This window comes from Mannheimia granulomatis (assembly GCF_011455695.1).
Classification (GTDB): Bacteria; Pseudomonadota; Gammaproteobacteria; order Enterobacterales; family Pasteurellaceae; genus Mannheimia; species Mannheimia granulomatis_A.
Genome location: NZ_CP015030.1, coordinates 1,246,642 through 1,261,259, shown reverse-complemented (window position 1 = coordinate 1,261,259; position 14,618 = coordinate 1,246,642). Strand labels below are relative to the sequence as shown.

Annotated in this window: 16 protein-coding genes, 1 tRNA gene and 1 riboswitch; of the genes, 8 read left to right on the top strand and 9 right to left on the bottom strand. The window is 37.9% G+C overall.

All coding sequences use genetic code 11. From position 1 onward, the window contains the following. Nucleotides 1–109: 109 nt before the first annotated feature. Nucleotides 110–234: riboswitch (glycine riboswitch) on the bottom strand. A 174-nt stretch (nucleotides 235–408) separates the two neighbouring features. The 5 genes from A4G16_RS06040 to A4G16_RS06020 form a co-directional block, all read right to left on the bottom strand. Beyond that, a complete protein-coding gene (locus A4G16_RS06040; protein ID WP_165889130.1) occupies nucleotides 409–1,461 on the bottom strand; it encodes an AI-2E family transporter in 1,053 nt (350 codons plus the stop codon). Between the two features lie 96 nt (nucleotides 1,462–1,557). Next, the gene (gene ruvX, locus A4G16_RS06035; protein ID WP_165889129.1) at nucleotides 1,558–1,971 is read right to left on the bottom strand and encodes a Holliday junction resolvase RuvX; all 414 of its coding nucleotides are present in this window, start codon (nucleotides 1,969–1,971) and stop codon (nucleotides 1,558–1,560) included. Next, nucleotides 1,971–2,531 (bottom strand): YqgE/AlgH family protein, encoded by a 561-nt coding sequence (locus A4G16_RS06030; protein WP_165889128.1) that lies wholly within the window; start codon nucleotides 2,529–2,531, stop codon nucleotides 1,971–1,973. Before A4G16_RS06030 ends, ruvX begins: the two co-directional genes overlap by 1 nt. Continuing rightward, on the bottom strand, nucleotides 2,531–3,262 hold the full coding sequence (gene rsmE, locus A4G16_RS06025) for a 16S rRNA (uracil(1498)-N(3))-methyltransferase (RefSeq protein WP_165889127.1): 732 nt from the start codon (nucleotides 3,260–3,262) through the stop codon (nucleotides 2,531–2,533). The genes A4G16_RS06030 and rsmE overlap by 1 nt, the downstream gene beginning before the upstream one ends. Nucleotides 3,263–3,482: 220 nt before the next feature. Next, on the bottom strand, nucleotides 3,483–4,070 hold the full coding sequence (locus A4G16_RS06020) for a YajG family lipoprotein (RefSeq protein ID WP_042801178.1): 588 nt from the start codon (nucleotides 4,068–4,070) through the stop codon (nucleotides 3,483–3,485). Nucleotides 4,071–4,161: 91 nt separating this feature from the next. On the opposite strand from A4G16_RS06020, the gene A4G16_RS06015 reads away from it, so the two are divergent. Together A4G16_RS06015 and A4G16_RS06010 are read left to right on the top strand one after the other, a co-directional pair. Beyond that, nucleotides 4,162–4,473, top strand: coding sequence for a BolA family protein (locus tag A4G16_RS06015; RefSeq protein WP_165889126.1), 312 nt, complete (start codon nucleotides 4,162–4,164; stop codon nucleotides 4,471–4,473). A gap of 94 nt (nucleotides 4,474–4,567) precedes the next feature. After that, nucleotides 4,568–4,657: transfer RNA gene (locus A4G16_RS06010), tRNA-Ser, on the top strand. A gap of 178 nt (nucleotides 4,658–4,835) precedes the next feature. Here A4G16_RS06010 and A4G16_RS06005 read toward each other — a convergent pair. Then, a complete protein-coding gene (locus tag A4G16_RS06005) occupies nucleotides 4,836–5,210 on the bottom strand; it encodes a copper resistance protein NlpE (RefSeq protein WP_042801174.1) in 375 nt (124 codons plus the stop codon). 22 nt (nucleotides 5,211–5,232) lie between these two features. Further along, nucleotides 5,233–5,535 carry a DciA family protein gene (locus A4G16_RS06000; protein ID WP_165889125.1) on the bottom strand — a complete coding sequence of 101 codons (303 nt, stop codon included), beginning with the start codon at nucleotides 5,533–5,535 and terminating at the stop codon, nucleotides 5,233–5,235. A gap of 116 nt (nucleotides 5,536–5,651) precedes the next feature. On the opposite strand from A4G16_RS06000, the gene secM reads away from it, so the two are divergent. The 3 genes from secM (at nucleotide 5,652) to mutT (ending at nucleotide 9,245) form a co-directional block, all read left to right on the top strand. Further along, entirely contained in the window at nucleotides 5,652–5,972 is a 321-nt protein-coding gene (gene secM, locus A4G16_RS05995; protein ID WP_165889124.1) for a secA translation cis-regulator SecM, read from the top strand. 66 nt (nucleotides 5,973–6,038) lie between these two features. After that, on the top strand, nucleotides 6,039–8,750 hold the full coding sequence (gene secA / locus A4G16_RS05990) for a preprotein translocase subunit SecA (RefSeq protein ID WP_165889123.1): 2,712 nt from the start codon (nucleotides 6,039–6,041) through the stop codon (nucleotides 8,748–8,750). A 96-nt stretch (nucleotides 8,751–8,846) separates the two neighbouring features. Beyond that, nucleotides 8,847–9,245 carry an 8-oxo-dGTP diphosphatase MutT gene (mutT, locus tag A4G16_RS05985; protein ID WP_027074276.1) on the top strand — a complete coding sequence of 133 codons (399 nt, stop codon included), beginning with the start codon at nucleotides 8,847–8,849 and terminating at the stop codon, nucleotides 9,243–9,245. A 128-nt stretch (nucleotides 9,246–9,373) separates the two neighbouring features. Here the strand turns inward: mutT and A4G16_RS05980 are convergent, their stop codons facing one another. Then, on the bottom strand, nucleotides 9,374–9,985 hold the full coding sequence (locus tag A4G16_RS05980; RefSeq protein WP_165889122.1) for a hypothetical protein: 612 nt from the start codon (nucleotides 9,983–9,985) through the stop codon (nucleotides 9,374–9,376). A 234-nt stretch (nucleotides 9,986–10,219) separates the two neighbouring features. Here A4G16_RS05980 and A4G16_RS05975 point away from each other — a divergent pair, with 234 nt between their 5' ends. After that, nucleotides 10,220–10,510, top strand: a complete 291-nt coding sequence (locus tag A4G16_RS05975) for a co-chaperone GroES (RefSeq protein WP_027074277.1) — start codon at nucleotides 10,220–10,222, stop codon at nucleotides 10,508–10,510. A 23-nt stretch (nucleotides 10,511–10,533) separates the two neighbouring features. After that, nucleotides 10,534–12,174 carry a chaperonin GroEL gene (groL, locus tag A4G16_RS05970; RefSeq protein WP_165889121.1) on the top strand — a complete coding sequence of 547 codons (1,641 nt, stop codon included), beginning with the start codon at nucleotides 10,534–10,536 and terminating at the stop codon, nucleotides 12,172–12,174. 141 nt (nucleotides 12,175–12,315) lie between these two features. On the opposite strand, the gene A4G16_RS05965 is transcribed toward groL, so the two are convergent. After that, a complete protein-coding gene (locus A4G16_RS05965; protein WP_165889120.1) occupies nucleotides 12,316–12,645 on the bottom strand; it encodes a DUF5339 domain-containing protein in 330 nt (109 codons plus the stop codon). Nucleotides 12,646–13,064: 419 nt separating this feature from the next. On the opposite strand from A4G16_RS05965, the gene A4G16_RS05960 reads away from it, so the two are divergent. Then, complete coding sequence (locus tag A4G16_RS05960; RefSeq protein ID WP_165889119.1) at nucleotides 13,065–14,615, top strand: cytochrome ubiquinol oxidase subunit I; 1,551 nt, start codon at nucleotides 13,065–13,067, stop codon at nucleotides 14,613–14,615. Nucleotides 14,616–14,618 lie beyond the last annotated feature (3 nt).

Genomic DNA, 14,618 nt, shown 5'->3' with positions numbered 1-14,618 from the left:
CTGCTTACAAGGAAAGAAAAGGAATGATAGAAACAAGCGGTAAAAAACGGTAAATTTTTGCAAAAAACAGGCAAAATATGACCGCTTGTATGCCACTACGTTGAGTTCACTTTTCTCCCCTGTCCTTTTGCCTGAGCGTTTCACACATTAAGAAGCTAATGTATTTTCGCCTTCGGCGTCCATTTTCTATTTACTAATTACTAAAATAGAGTGGATCTCTCCAAGGGTTCGTCCAGTAACAGTCCTCGCAACTAAGAAAGTCGCACCTGAAAGAGTTTACCTCGTCGGTGAAATGTTAATTCATTTCTCTCCAGCTACCTTCATCCGAACAGTCTGATTTATTTCATAAAATGAAATAAAAAAGAGTTGCCGGATTTTAGCAACTCTTTTTGATTCGTCAAGGGTAATTTAGCGATATTTTTTGCCTTTTGGTATCTCTTCTAAGTCGCTAAATAGTACGGCATATTTTTGTGTCGCTTTATTTGATTCTAATGCTACTTTGCATGCCATAGTAAGCGGTACGGAAAGTAACATTCCAACCGTGCCGAGTAGCCATCCCCAAAATAGAAGAGAGAGAAACACAACAAGGGTAGAAAGCCCCAGTTTTTTGCCCATTAATTTAGGTTCTAGTGCATTACCAATAATCATATTAATAACAACGATACCGATTAATGTACCAAGTCCTGTTGAAAAGCCATTTAGTACCAAAGCTTGAATGACAATCGGAATGCCGGCTAAAATTGAGCCGATATTCGGCACATAATTAAGTAAAAAAGTCAGTATTGCCCATAATATAGCATATTGTACATCTAAAGATTCTAACAATATCCACACTAAGCCTCCGGTCAGCAGACTGACAAAAGTTTTTACGCCAAGGTAGCCAATAACACCGTCAAGCACTTGGTTGATGTACTCTTTTTCATTTCTAAGATCATCATCGGGGCTAAGTGCTAAGGCTAATTTATATTTTGCAACAGGCATTTCCAATAGCATAAAAATGACAACTAAAAAGATGACAAATATATTGGATAATGCGCCTGAAAGCCCCATCAGCAGCTTACTTACCAAATTCATGAGTGCACTTGGGTCAAATTTACTCATGATTTCTTCTTGTGAAAGCGAAAGTGGTATATGCCATTTTTGTGCGAATGCTATTACCGCATTTACTCTAGAAGAAAGCTGCGTTTTATATTGTGGGATAGAGTTGGTAAATTCTTGCAATGTATTGTTAATGATGCCCGCGAGAAATGTAAACCCTAATATAAACGCAATAAGTAATATGGTAATAGCTAACCATAGTGGGATTTTCCGTTTAGTCATAAATTTGATCATCGGTGAGCAAATGATCGCAATAAACAGAGAAAGCAAAAATGGTACAACAATTTCATTTGATAATTTAATACCCGCTAAAATAATAATAATCGAAGCAATTGCGACGAGTGTTTTAGTGGAATGTGTCATAAAAATCCTTATTACAAGCGGTCAAAAATCAGTAGTTTTTTACTTACTCAAGGCTCATTCGGCAAAGCCTAGGACCAAGCGCAAGTATTGGGCAAATTAGTGATTTTCAAACCAACTTTCTAAAATTAAACAAGCAGAAATGGAATCTACTTTCTCTTTTTTTAATGCCTTATAACCACCACGAGAAAAAATTTCAGCTTTCGCTTCGACAGTGGTTAAACGCTCATCTTGTAACTCAACAGGTAGATTAAATCTGCCATTTAAGCGATTGGCAAATTTTTTCGCCCTTTGGGTTAAAGGTTGTTCGGTTCCGTCCATATTTAGTGGCAATCCGACAACTAATAGATCCGGTTTCCATTCTTTTAACAATTTACCGATTTCTTCCCAATTGGGAATACCGTCTTGGGCTTTAAAAGCCGGTAAGTTTTGCGCTGTTCCGGTAATACTTTGGCCTACGGCACAGCCGATACTGTTTGTTCCAAAATCAAATGCGATTACAGTTTTTGGCATTAAGCTCTCCCTGCTCTGGAGGGTATGCTTAAAATACCCATCATCTCATAGGCTTCTGACCAACGCTCTAAATAGCTTGTTTCAAAGAGCGTTTTTTCATTTGCATCCGACACAATCCAATAATTTTGTGCAATCTCTTGCTCAAGTTGGCTGCTTCGCCAGGTTGAGCAACCTAAGCATACAATAAATTTTTCTGGTGATTTTGGTGTACCGAAAGAGTCTAGCACATCTCCGGAAGTTGTTAACGTAATTTTATCTGTGATCGGATAGGTGTGGATAAAGTCATTTGCTGTTTTAGTGTGAATAATAAATCCTCGATCTTGGTTAACCGGTCCGCCACTTAATACCATTTGATCTTTTTTATAATCACGCTGATTCGCCATTTGGAAATCCATGCGGGTAATGAGCTCAAGCACAGATAGATCGGTTGGAGTATTAATCACAACACCCATCGCACCTTGTTGATTATGTTCGCAAATATAGATAACTGTGCGATCAAAATATTCATCGTCCATTTCCGGTGTCGCAATTAAAAATTTACCTTGCAAATTTTCTAACATTAAATATCTCCAAAACACACCTGCAATGCCGTAATTGCGGCAAGTGATGCGGTTTCTGTACGTAATACACGTTTGCCCAATAAGACTTCGGTAAAGCCTTCAGATTCAGTCATAGCAATTTCTTCTGCGGACAATCCGCCTTCAGAGCCAATTAATAAGCGAACACCGGCTGTAGGCATATTAGGTAATTGGCGAATGGTGTATTTAGCTCGTGGGTGAAGATTAAGTTTAAGCATCTCATCTTGTTCTTTACACCAGTCTGTTAGTTTCATAATCGGACGAATTTCGGGGATTTCATTTCTTCCGCATTGCTCACAAGCTGCAATCGCAATTTTTTGCCATTGTTGTAGTTTTTTATCTTGTCGCTCGTCGTTAAGCTTTACTCCACACCGCTCTGACCAAAGTGGCGTGATAGTTTTAACTCCAAGCTCCACCGATTTTTGAATGGTAAACTCCATGCGATCGCCACGAGAAATAACTTGCCCTAAATGAATAGGTAAATTGGATTCTCTGTTATCTAGCTCACTTGAGTTAATTTTTGCAATAATTTGCTTTTTTTCAACCGCTTGTAAAGTCGCATTAAAAATGTGGTTTGAACCATCAAATAAAATAATTTGCTCGCTTGCTTTCATACGCAAAACACGCCCAACATGATTGGTAGCATCTTCGCTTAAAACGCAACTTTGTTGATGGGCTAGTGGTTCGGGGTGATAAATTCTTGGGATTCTCATTGGGTATATATCTATTTAAAATCAAAGGCAGACTAATCAATTCAGATTGCCTGCCTTATATTAAGGATAAATGCTGGAACAGTAAATTAAATTTTGTATTGCTTTTTATTGCTTGCGAACAACAGCATCAAAATGAATAAACCACAAGCGGTCGAATTTTTCCTATTTTTTGCAAAAAACAGAAGAAATTTAACCGCTTGTATAGCCTTATAAAGGCAGATTATTTGAATTGATGAATAGCGTTTGCCACTTCGTTGTCATTATAAATTGCTTTTACAACATCAGAGTAAGCTTGGTCTAACACTTTTTTGATTTCATCATTATCGGCACCGAATGCGCCTTCATAGCCGCGAGTTGCGTTGAAGTTTTTGCTGAAGTTGCCTCTTGCACCTTGAACAGTAACTTCAACACCTACTTGAGCATCTGCTTTATAGCGTAAGTTACCTTGTTCTACAGTTGCAAAGAATTTACGGATATTGACGATAACATTCGCATTTGCCGCACCTTGTACAATTTGAAAGCCTTTAGCGTTTAAGTCTTGTTGTACTGCTTGCTGAAACATCGCAGCAACTTCCGGTACTGCCGTTAAGCGAATTACTTCCCCGTTTTTGGTGTAGCTTGCGATTTCGCGTGAGGTGCGTAAATCTTGAGTCATTACACTCACCGCAGCGGTTTGGTTATTGGTATTAAATACCGCAGTTGGCGTTGGAGTAGAGAATGTAAGTGTATTTGATTGGTTTTGGCAGCCTGTTAATAATGCTGCGGCAAAGGTAGTTGCTAAAACTAATGTTTTTTTAGAGAGTTTCATATATTAAATCCTTCCTTTTAAAGAAATTGTGAGAAATATCTTTGCTAGTATAGTATCATTCTATTTTAATTTTCAATTAAAGAGAGCAAAAATGTCAGTAGAACAGACAATAATTCAGAAAATTAATTCCGAATTTTCGCCCGTTTTATGCAAGATTGAAAACGAAAGCTATATGCACAGCTCGGGCAGAGGGGCTGAATCTCATTTTAAATTAACCTTGGTTTCGGATAAATTTGAGGGGAAAAGGGCAGTCGCGCGTCATCGAGCAGTGTATGCTTGTTTGGCGGAAGAATTAGCAAAGGGGGTTCATGCTTTGGCATTGCATTTATATACTTCCGCTGAATGGGAAGATATCGGTGGGAGAGTACCTGACTCGCCAAATTGCTTAGGAATTGGTCATTAATTGATTAAAAAGTGATTTATTTTATTTTGTAAATAAAATGCTTGAAAATTATCAGCAATATTGATATATTTACGCCCATCTTTTTGTTTGTTTCGGTGAGATGTCCGAGTGGTTGAAGGAGCACGCCTGGAAAGCGTGTATATGCGAAAGTGTATCGGGGGTTCGAATCCCCCTCTCACCGCCATTCATACTGAAAGATTCCTTACTGTTTTCATAGATATTTCCTTGGTTAAGTTAAAGTAGATAATACTTTTTCATTTTTAGGTTATCCCCAAGCATGCATCGCTTGGGGATTTTTTTATAGCAGAAGCAAGGGGCGGAAAATAAAAAAGAGATTCGTGAAAATCTCTTTTAAATAATGTTTAACGTACCTTTTGCAGTTTATAATTGTGTTTGCTTTTTACCGTGTTACCGTTTGGATCGCAAATTTCAACATGGCTGTCAGATACTTGGAATGCAAGGTTGCCGGAAGCTTTTTCTAAGCGAATCACATTGGTTTTGTTAGGTTCCCAGCTATAAGTGCCGTTATCACGGTAAGCATATTCTTTTTTATCTTTGAAATATACAGTGTCATATTGGTAAGTTTTATCGGCATTTAAGGTAAGTTTTGCTTGGATTTTTTCACAATCTGCACAAGGTAATTCACCCGCATAAGTGCCTGTTACGCTTTTTTGCGGTAGTAATGAACACGCACTTAAGATTGCCGCTGTAAATCCAACTAATGCGATTTTTTTCATACCATTTTCCTCTTCTATTAAGTTATTTAATGCTTGGATTTACTCTAAATTCAAGTTGCGTTATTTCAGGTAAATCTGTTTGTATCTGTTGTAGTAATGTTGTTTGCTGTAATATTAAGCCCTGACGAACAGTAGCATTTTGCACATTAATGATAAGTTGATTATCAACTAAATTTGCTACACGGTAAAGTCCACGATATGATTCGGGCAGTAATTTTTCCACTTTTTGATTCAAATTATTGATGAAGTTTGCTTTTTCGACAAGTCGGCTGAGAGTAGAGTTCTGTAAAACTTCATTAATATTTTTAGGTGCTGAATTTTTCATCTGTTTACCATTTTTGTCAGTTTTCTACTTGATTTTACGTTACTTGACCCAATAATTTGCTTATTCTACTTAAATTTAGCGTATAATCACTTAAATTTTCTATTTAATCTATTTTAATGAACTTATTTTTCAGACACTTTCATAAAACTCCTTTTTGGTCGCAATTACTTTTAGGTATGTTTGCGATGCTTGCCTTACCTGAAATTCAAGCAATAAATCCAAATGAAAGTGAGCAAGAAACCGTTATCAATCAATCTGTTGTGCAATATACGCAGTCTGCTGCGGATGCTGAACAACAATCTCCCTTTATCGTAGAACAACGCAATTTGCTTGTGGAAATTAAACCACAAGCGGTCAGTTTTTGCGAATTTTTTGCAAAATCTTACCGCTTCGATAGACAAAATGTGTATCCGATTCGAGCCGGTCCGGTTGCTTAAATATAAATCTTAGCTTCACCATCACAAAACTTTACATATTTATATTTAGGACTTAGGAAAAATACAATGATCTCAAAATTAATGACAGCTATTTTTGGCTCAAGCAATGACCGTATCTTAAAGCGTTTAAAAAAACGTGTTGCACAAATTAATAAATTAGAGCATGTTTTTGAGCAATTATCTGATGCAGAATTACAAGCAAAAACCACAGAATTTAAACAACGTTTAGCTGAAGGGGCCAGCCTAGACAGCTTGTTACCCGAAGCTTTTGCTACCGTGCGTGAAGCAAGCCGCCGTGTAATGGGAATGCGTCCATTTGATGTGCAATTAATTGGCGGCATGGTGTTAACAGAGCGTAATATTGCCGAAATGCGTACCGGTGAAGGTAAAACTTTAACCGCAACTTTACCTTGTTATTTAAATGCTTTAACCGGTAGAGGTGTGCATGTGGTAACGGTAAATGATTACCTTGCCCGCCGAGATGCGGAAACAAACCGTCCGTTATTTGAGTTTTTAGGCTTAACTGTTGCAGTGAATGTGCCGGGCTTACCACCGGAGGTAAAACGTGCTGCCTACCAAGCGGACATTACTTATTCTACCAATAGCGAATTAGGTTTCGACTATTTGCGTGATAATTTGGCTCACGATAAAAACGAACGTTTCCAGCGTGAATTGCACTACGCTTTAGTGGATGAAGTGGATTCAATCTTAATTGACGAAGCCCGTACACCGCTTATTATTTCCGGACCTGCGGAAGATGCCACCCAAATTTATCAAGCGGTAGATCAAATTATTCCACACCTTATCCAGCAAGATAAAGAAGATACCGAAGAATACACCGGTGAAGGAGATTTTACGGTTGATCTGAAAAATAAACAGGCTCATTTAACCGAGCGTGGTATGGTAAAGGTAGAAGATTTCCTCACCCAAATGGGCTTGATGGAAGAGGGAGAGAGTTTATATCACCCTGCTCGTATTTCGCTACTACATCATGTTAGTGCAGCATTGCGTGCGCATAAGCTATTTGAACGGAATGTGGACTACATTGTAAAAGATGGTGAAGTGGTTATTATTGATGAACACACCGGCCGTACTATGGCTGGGCGTCGTTGGTCAGATGGTTTACACCAAGCCATTGAAGCGAAAGAGCGTGTGAATATTCAAGGGGAAAACCAAACCGTTGCCTCTATCACTTACCAAAACTATTTCCGTTTATATGAAAAATTGGCAGGGATGACAGGGACTGCAGACACCGAAGCATTTGAGTTCCAACAAATTTATGGATTAAACACGGTTGTGATTCCAACTAACAAGCCGGTGATTCGTGATGATCGCACAGACTTAATGTTCAAAAGCGAAGCGGAAAAATTTGCAGCAATTATTCATGAAATCAAAGATTGTATTGAACGCAAACAACCAGTATTAGTTGGTACGGCATCTGTTGAAAAATCGGAATTACTCTCTGCAGAGTTAACCAAAGCGGGCATTCCTCATAACGTATTAAATGCGAAATTCCATGCCCAAGAAGCGGAAATTGTTGCTGAAGCAGGTGCACCGGGTGCGGTTACTATTGCAACTAATATGGCTGGTCGTGGTACCGATATTGTGCTTGGTGGTAACTGGAAAATGGAAATTGCCAAGTTAGAAAATCCGACCCAAGAGCAGATTGATGAAATTAAAACAGCCTGGCAAGAACGTTATGAAACGGTGATGAAAGCCGGTGGTTTGCATATTATCGGTACAGAACGTCACGAATCTCGCCGTATTGATAACCAGCTACGTGGTCGTTCCGGTCGTCAAGGAGATCCGGGTTCATCACGCTTCTATTTATCGCTAGACGATGCTTTAATGCGTATTTACCTCAACGAAGGCAAGCTTAATATGATGCGTAAAGCCTTTACTGAGGAAGGTGAGGCTATGGAATCGAAATTACTGACTAAAGTAATTGCATCGGCACAGGCAAAAGTAGAAGCCCATAACTTTGACGGCCGTAAAAACTTATTACAATATGATGATGTGGCGAACGAGCAACGTAAAGTCATTTATGAACAACGTAATCATTTATTGGAAACGGATGATATTTCTGCAATGATTGAAACCATCCGTGAAGATGTATTTGAAAGCACCATCAGCCAATATATTCCGCCGCAATCTATTGAAGAAATGTGGGATGTGCCCGGCTTAGAAGAGCGTTTACAACGTGAATTTGGCTTAGAGTTACCGATTTCTCATTGGTTAGAAACAGAAAAAGATCTCCAGGAAGAAACCTTGCGTGAGCGTATTTTAAATATTGCGAAAGAAGAGTACAAAGCTAAGGAAGAAAAAGTGGGCGCTGAAGTGATGCGTAACTTTGAAAAAGGTGTAATGCTGCAAAACCTTGATGAATTATGGAAAGAGCATTTATCGTCAATGGACTACTTGCGCAAAGGGATTCACTTACGTGGCTATGCTCAAAAAGATCCAAAACAAGAGTACAAAAAAGAGTCTTTTGCTATGTTTACCAATATGTTGAATGCCTTAAAGTCAAATGTTATCAGTATTTTAAGCCGTATTCAGGTGCGTAGCCAAGAGGAGATAGAAGAAGCTCAACGCCAGCAAGCTGAAATGGAAGCGGAGGCTGCACAACAGCCTACACAGGAAGCGGATGTTATTGCAAATACAGAAGCATTAACAGACGAAGGGCTAGCAAATTTAAATATCGGCCGTAACGATCCTTGTCCTTGTGGTTCAGGTAAGAAATACAAACATTGCCACGGTAACAAGGCGAAATACGCATAGTTAAACAAGCGGTCATGTTTGGCAAAAAATTTGCAAGCGATTTTGCAAAAAAATGTCTAAATATGACCGCTTGAGATTTATTTGAGGTAAGAAATGATGTCAAAACCTATTGTTCAAGTCTCAGCAGGGATTATCCGTAACGAATTTGGGCAGATTTATTTAACTCAACGTTTAGAAGGGCAGGATTTTGCACAATCTTTAGAATTCCCCGGTGGTAAAGTTGATGCGGGTGAAACCCCTGAGGAAGCATTAAAACGTGAGTTGGAAGAAGAAATCGGTATTCAGGTGCTAAGTGCTTTCCCGTACGACTCTTTTAGCTTTGAATATCCAAACAAGATTATTGAATTTTTCTTCTATTTAGTTGAAGAATGGGTGAATGAACCTTTTGGTCGAGAGGGACAAGAAGGCTTTTGGATTGCTCAATCCGATTTAGACGAAGGCGCTTTCCCTCCGGCAAATGCAGAATTAATTAAGCGTTTAAAAGCAGAGGTGTAATCTCTAATAAATTGACGTAAGGGCGAATCACTATTCGCCCTTTCTTTTTGGTAAAATTTTAGTAAAAAATGACCGCTTGATATACCTAATAGATGATGATTGTATCGGGTTTAGCACAACTTATGCTATTAAGGGGCGTCATTAAAGAATGGTAATAAAATAATAGAAGCAGGAATCGTAATTGGTGCTGCAATGACCGCAATAGTGTCATCAAAGCTAAATTCTATGTTTTTCTGATAACTTTTCGCTTTAGCAACTATAGGTTGCTTAAATTTATACTTTTCTAGTATTTCCTCACGGTTTTTAAACCGTGTGATTTTCCCTCCAAGACCGGCATAGCTTTTCCATAGATATTCTTTTGAATGATTAAATTCAAAGCCTAACTTTTGTAGAGCTTGAATATCGCTCATACCTAAATTTTTTACAAGAAATTGCGGGCTGTACTGAATTTGAATATTTTCATCATAGATTTGTAAGGTAATTCGGTGATTATTGATCTTGCTTCCATACGGACTTTGAAGAAGTTTATTCAAAAAATAGATAACATCTGAAGCTTTTGTATTCCCCACAAGAGTTTTATCAAATACCGCATCAATTGTGGAACCAATGAAATAAATTTTATCCGTTTCAACCAAAATAGCTTGCACAGGCTCCTCAAACTCTTTTCCTCTAAAATCATAACTTTCGTTAAAGCATGCGGAGAGGAACCATAGTGAGCAGAGCATTAAGTATTTTTTCATTTTATTATCCTATCTTTAAATTAAGAGTTTAAATGATATAAGAGAATTTGAAGTTTTCTAAACATAAACCGATTTTTTAAGGATAATGTTTTATCAAAAACGGTCAAATTTGTAAAATTTTTTACAAATTTGACCGCTTGCTCTTGAAACTCCGAAATCTGCCTTTATATTGTTAAGCATTGCGCTTTTGGGCGTAAAATTTTAATCATTTAATTTTAAGAGAAGGAACATAGCATGGCACTTCGTCCATTACACGATAAAGTTATTTTAAAACGTGAAGAAATTGAAACAAAATCAGCTGGTGGTATTGTTTTAACCGGTTCGGCAGCAACAAAATCTACCCGTGGCAAAGTAATTGCCGTAGGTAGTGGTCGTATTTTAGATAATGGCTCAGTTCAGCCCTTAGCGGTTAAAGTAGGTGATGTGGTGATCTTCAATGAAGGTTATGGCGTTAAAACTGAAAAAATTGATGGCGAAGAAGTGTTAATTCTTGCAGAACACGATATTTTAGCGATTGTGGAATAATTCTTAAAATAAGGAAAACAAAAATGGCAGCAAAAGACGTTAAATTTGGTAATGATGCACGCGTAAAAATGTTAAAAGGCGTGAATATTTTAGCTGACGCAGTAAAAGTTACTTTAGGCCCGAAAGGTCGTAATGTGGTATTAGACCGTGCTTACGGTGCACCGACTATCACGAAAGATGGTGTGTCTGTGGCTCGTGAAATCGAATTAGAAGATAAATTCGAGAATATGGGTGCACAAATGGTGAAAGAAGTAGCGTCTAAAGCCAATGATGCGGCAGGTGACGGTACAACTACTGCGACTGTATTAGCTCAAGCGATTGTAAACGAAGGCTTAAAAGCCGTTGCCGCAGGCATGAACCCGATGGATTTAAAACGTGGTATTGATAAAGCGGTTGCCGCGGTGGTAGAAGAGTTAAAAGCAATTTCAAAACCGTGTGAAACCTCAAAAGAAATTGAGCAAGTAGGTACTATTTCTGCAAACTCTGATTCAACCGTTGGTCAATTAATTGCTCAAGCAATGGAAAAAGTGGGCAAAGAGGGTGTGATTACTGTTGAAGACGGTACAGGTTTAGAAGATGCGTTAGATGTGGTTGAAGGTATGCAGTTCGACCGCGGTTATTTATCACCATATTTCATCAACAAACCGGAAGCGGGTACAGTTGAATTAGAAAATCCATACATTCTTTTAGTAGATAAAAAAGTATCTAATATTCGTGAATTATTACCGGTGTTAGAAGGTGTGGCGAAAGCAGGTAAACCGTTATTAATCATTGCCGAAGATATTGAAGGTGAAGCATTAGCAACTTTAGTGGTAAACACAATGCGTGGTATTGTAAAAGTGGCAGCAGTAAAAGCGCCGGGCTTTGGTGACCGCCGTAAAGCAATGTTGCAAGATATTGCGATCTTAACAGCCGGTACTGTAATTTCTGAAGAGATCGGCATGGAGCTTGAGAAAGCAACTTTAGAAGAGTTAGGCCAAGCGAAACGTGTGGTGATTAGCAAAGATAACACGACTATTATTGACGGTATTGGCGATGAAACTCAAATTAAAGGGCGTGTAGCTCAAATTCGCCAGCAAATTGAAGATTCAACTTCAGATTATGATAAAGAAAAACTGCAAGAGCGTGTTGCAAAATTAGCCGGAGGTGTTGCGGTAATCAAAGTAGGTGCAGCAACAGAAGTGGCGATGAAAGAGAAGAAAGATCGTGTTGATGATGCTCTTCACGCAACCCGTGCAGCGGTGGAAGAAGGTATTGTTCCGGGAGGTGGTGTAGCATTAGTGCGTGCAGCAACCAAAGTAGGTGCAACCTTAACCGGTGATAACGAAGAGCAAAATGTGGGAATTAAACTTGCATTGCGTGCAATGGAGGCTCCATTACGTCAAATCGTTGCAAACGCAGGTGAAGAGGCATCAGTTGTTGCTCGTAATGTGAAAGAAGGTAGTGGTAACTTCGGTTATAACGCAGGCACCGAGCAATACGGTGATATGCTTGAAATGGGAATTTTAGATCCGACTAAAGTAACCCGTTCGGCATTGCAGTTCGCAGCATCTATTGCAGGCTTGATGATTACAACAGAATGTATGATCACCGATCTTCCTAAAGAAGAAAAATTAGACCCGGCTGCAATGGGCGGTATGGGTGGAATGGGCGGAATGATGTAATTCCATTATTGATTTAAATAAAAGCTACTGAAAAATCAATTCAGTAGCTTTTTTAATTACTAGAAGTGATGGCACAAGCGGTCAAATTTATCAAAAAATTTGCAAATAAAAAAACCAAGCTATTTAAGCTTGGCTTTAAAATTATTGGTGTTTCTGTTTAAGGGTATTTAATGCTGTTAAACCTTTCTCACAACTTTTAAGTTGTAGATCAGAATCCATTTTTAAGATTTGCTGTTTAGTTGAAGAAAGTTTATTTTTCATTTTGCTGACTTGTGTATGTGTACCTGGTTGTTTTTCTGCATCAGATACAAGTTTGTCTGCGGTATTAAACATTTTCTCACATTCAGCCGGTAATGTTTTACTTAAAGTAGGTTTTGCAACTGTAAGTGATGAGGTTTTAACACTCGCGACAGCAGTAGCTGAAATAAAGGCTCCAGCAATCAGCGTTATTCCTAAAATTCTTGTTAGCATGCGTTCTCCACACATTAAGTGTTTATTTGAAATAGATGCTTTTATCTATTTAGTGATAAAGCGAAAGGATACTATCAAAAGTTTAATTTAAAGTCATCTATAATTTGATCTTTTTTCTGAAATAGATCGATAAAACTGAAATATAATAAAATGGTAAAATATTTGTAACCAGATTGTTATTTATCCCCTTGTCATCTAGTCGGGTATATAACATTTATTATATAAATTAATCAATTTTGTGAACAATATAACAAAATTGCTATTTTTTAATTAGCTATTTACAGGTAGAATAACTGCCGACACTTTATTATATAATTAACCAATTTGGGTTATTTGTTAGAATTTAGTGAAATTTGTGGGTGATTACTTTTTAGTAATCTAAATGTTCAAATTAGTATATTAATAATAAGAGGTTTGAGATGTTAGACGTAGTAGAACTCTCACGTTTGCAGTTTGCTTTGACTGCACTCTATCACTTCTTATTCGTACCACTTACATTAGGTCTTTCTTTCATTCTTGTTGTGATGGAAACACTTTATGTAACTACGGGTAAAGAAGTATATAAAGATATGACTAAATTCTGGGGTAAGTTATTCGGTATTAACTTTGCTCTAGGGATTACAACTGGTATTACAATGGAATTCCAGTTTGGTATGAACTGGTCGTACTATTCTCATTATGTGGGTGACATTTTTGGTGCTCCATTAGCAATTGAAGGTTTAATGGCTTTCTTCCTTGAATCTACATTTGTGGGATTGTTCTTCTTCGGTTGGGATCGTTTATCAAAAGGTAAACATTTATTAACAACATACTGTGTTGCATTTGGTTCTAATCTATCAGCGTTATGGATCTTAGTCGCGAATGGTTGGATGCAAAATCCTGTTGCTTCAGAATTCAATTTTGAAACCATGCGTATGGAGCTTGTTAGTTTCTCTGAGCTTCTTTTAAACCCTGTTACACAATCTAAATTCTTACATACTGTCACAGCCGGTTATACCTGTGGTGCTATTTTCGTATTAGGTATTAGTTCTTACTATATCTTAAAAGGTCGTGATTTAGGATTTGCTAAACGTTCATTCTCGGTTGGTGCAAGTTTCGGTATTTTGGCTATTATTTCTGTTCTTATCATGGGTGATGAGTCTGGGTATGAAATCGGTAAAGCTCAGCCAACTAAATTGGCTGCTATGGAAGGGGAGTTTGAAACTCAGCCTGCACCTGCGGCTTGGAATGCTTTTGTGATTCCAAATACAGCTGAAATGAAAAATGAATTCTCAATTCATATTCCTTATGCAGCAGGTATCATTGCAACTCGTTCTTTAGATACTGAAATTAAAGGCTTAAAAGATATTCGTGTAGTTAATGAACAACGTGTTCGTAACGGTATTCAGGCTTATGCTTTATTAGAAAAACTGCGCTCAGGTAATTATACAGAAGCAGATAAAGCTGCATTTAAAGATGTTCAAAAAGATTTAGGTTTTGGTTTATTGTTAAAACAATATACGCCTAATGTTGTAGATGCAACTGAAGAGCAAATTCAAAAAGCAGCAGACAATACTATTCCGAATGTAGGACCTACATTCTGGGCATTCCGTATTATGATGATTGCCGGCGGCTTGATGTTGTTCTTAATTATCTTTGCATTCTGCCAGAATATACGCGGAACTGTAGGTAATAACCGTTTCTTATTAAAAGCCTTATTATGGGGTATTCCATTACCTTGGATCGCAATCGAAGCCGGTTGGTTCTTAGCAGAATATGGTCGTCAGCCATGGGCTATCTATGAAATTTTACCTGTAGGCGTTGCAAACTCTGCGCTTACAACAGGTGAGCTCTGGTTTACGATTGGTTTATTATGTGGTCTATACACACTATTCTTAGTTGTGGAAATGTATTTAATGTTTAAATATGGTCGTCTTGGTCCAAGCTCATTAAAAACAGGCCGCTATCACTTTGAACAATCTGCAAAATAATAG

What these genes read in the sequence shown, in the direction of transcription:
- A4G16_RS06040 (WP_165889130.1), bottom strand. Translation starts at nt 1,461, where the DNA reads ATGACACATTCCACTAAAACACTCGTCGCAATTGCTTCGATTATTATT.
- ruvX (WP_165889129.1), bottom strand. Translation starts at nt 1,971, where the DNA reads ATGCCAAAAACTGTAATCGCATTTGATTTTGGAACAAACAGTATCGGC.
- A4G16_RS06030 (WP_165889128.1), bottom strand. Translation starts at nt 2,531, where the DNA reads ATGTTAGAAAATTTGCAAGGTAAATTTTTAATTGCGACACCGGAAATG.
- rsmE (WP_165889127.1), bottom strand. Translation starts at nt 3,262, where the DNA reads ATGAGAATCCCAAGAATTTATCACCCCGAACCACTAGCCCATCAACAA.
- A4G16_RS06020 (WP_042801178.1), bottom strand. Translation starts at nt 4,070, where the DNA reads ATGAAACTCTCTAAAAAAACATTAGTTTTAGCAACTACCTTTGCCGCA.
- A4G16_RS06015 (WP_165889126.1), top strand. Translation starts at nt 4,162, where the DNA reads ATGTCAGTAGAACAGACAATAATTCAGAAAATTAATTCCGAATTTTCG.
- A4G16_RS06005 (WP_042801174.1), bottom strand. Translation starts at nt 5,210, where the DNA reads ATGAAAAAAATCGCATTAGTTGGATTTACAGCGGCAATCTTAAGTGCG.
- A4G16_RS06000 (WP_165889125.1), bottom strand. Translation starts at nt 5,535, where the DNA reads ATGAAAAATTCAGCACCTAAAAATATTAATGAAGTTTTACAGAACTCT.
- secM (WP_165889124.1), top strand. Translation starts at nt 5,652, where the DNA reads ATGAACTTATTTTTCAGACACTTTCATAAAACTCCTTTTTGGTCGCAA.
- secA (WP_165889123.1), top strand. Translation starts at nt 6,039, where the DNA reads ATGATCTCAAAATTAATGACAGCTATTTTTGGCTCAAGCAATGACCGT.
- mutT (WP_027074276.1), top strand. Translation starts at nt 8,847, where the DNA reads ATGTCAAAACCTATTGTTCAAGTCTCAGCAGGGATTATCCGTAACGAA.
- A4G16_RS05980 (WP_165889122.1), bottom strand. Translation starts at nt 9,985, where the DNA reads ATGAAAAAATACTTAATGCTCTGCTCACTATGGTTCCTCTCCGCATGC.
- A4G16_RS05975 (WP_027074277.1), top strand. Translation starts at nt 10,220, where the DNA reads ATGGCACTTCGTCCATTACACGATAAAGTTATTTTAAAACGTGAAGAA.
- groL (WP_165889121.1), top strand. Translation starts at nt 10,534, where the DNA reads ATGGCAGCAAAAGACGTTAAATTTGGTAATGATGCACGCGTAAAAATG.
- A4G16_RS05965 (WP_165889120.1), bottom strand. Translation starts at nt 12,645, where the DNA reads ATGCTAACAAGAATTTTAGGAATAACGCTGATTGCTGGAGCCTTTATT.
- A4G16_RS05960 (WP_165889119.1), top strand. Translation starts at nt 13,065, where the DNA reads ATGTTAGACGTAGTAGAACTCTCACGTTTGCAGTTTGCTTTGACTGCA.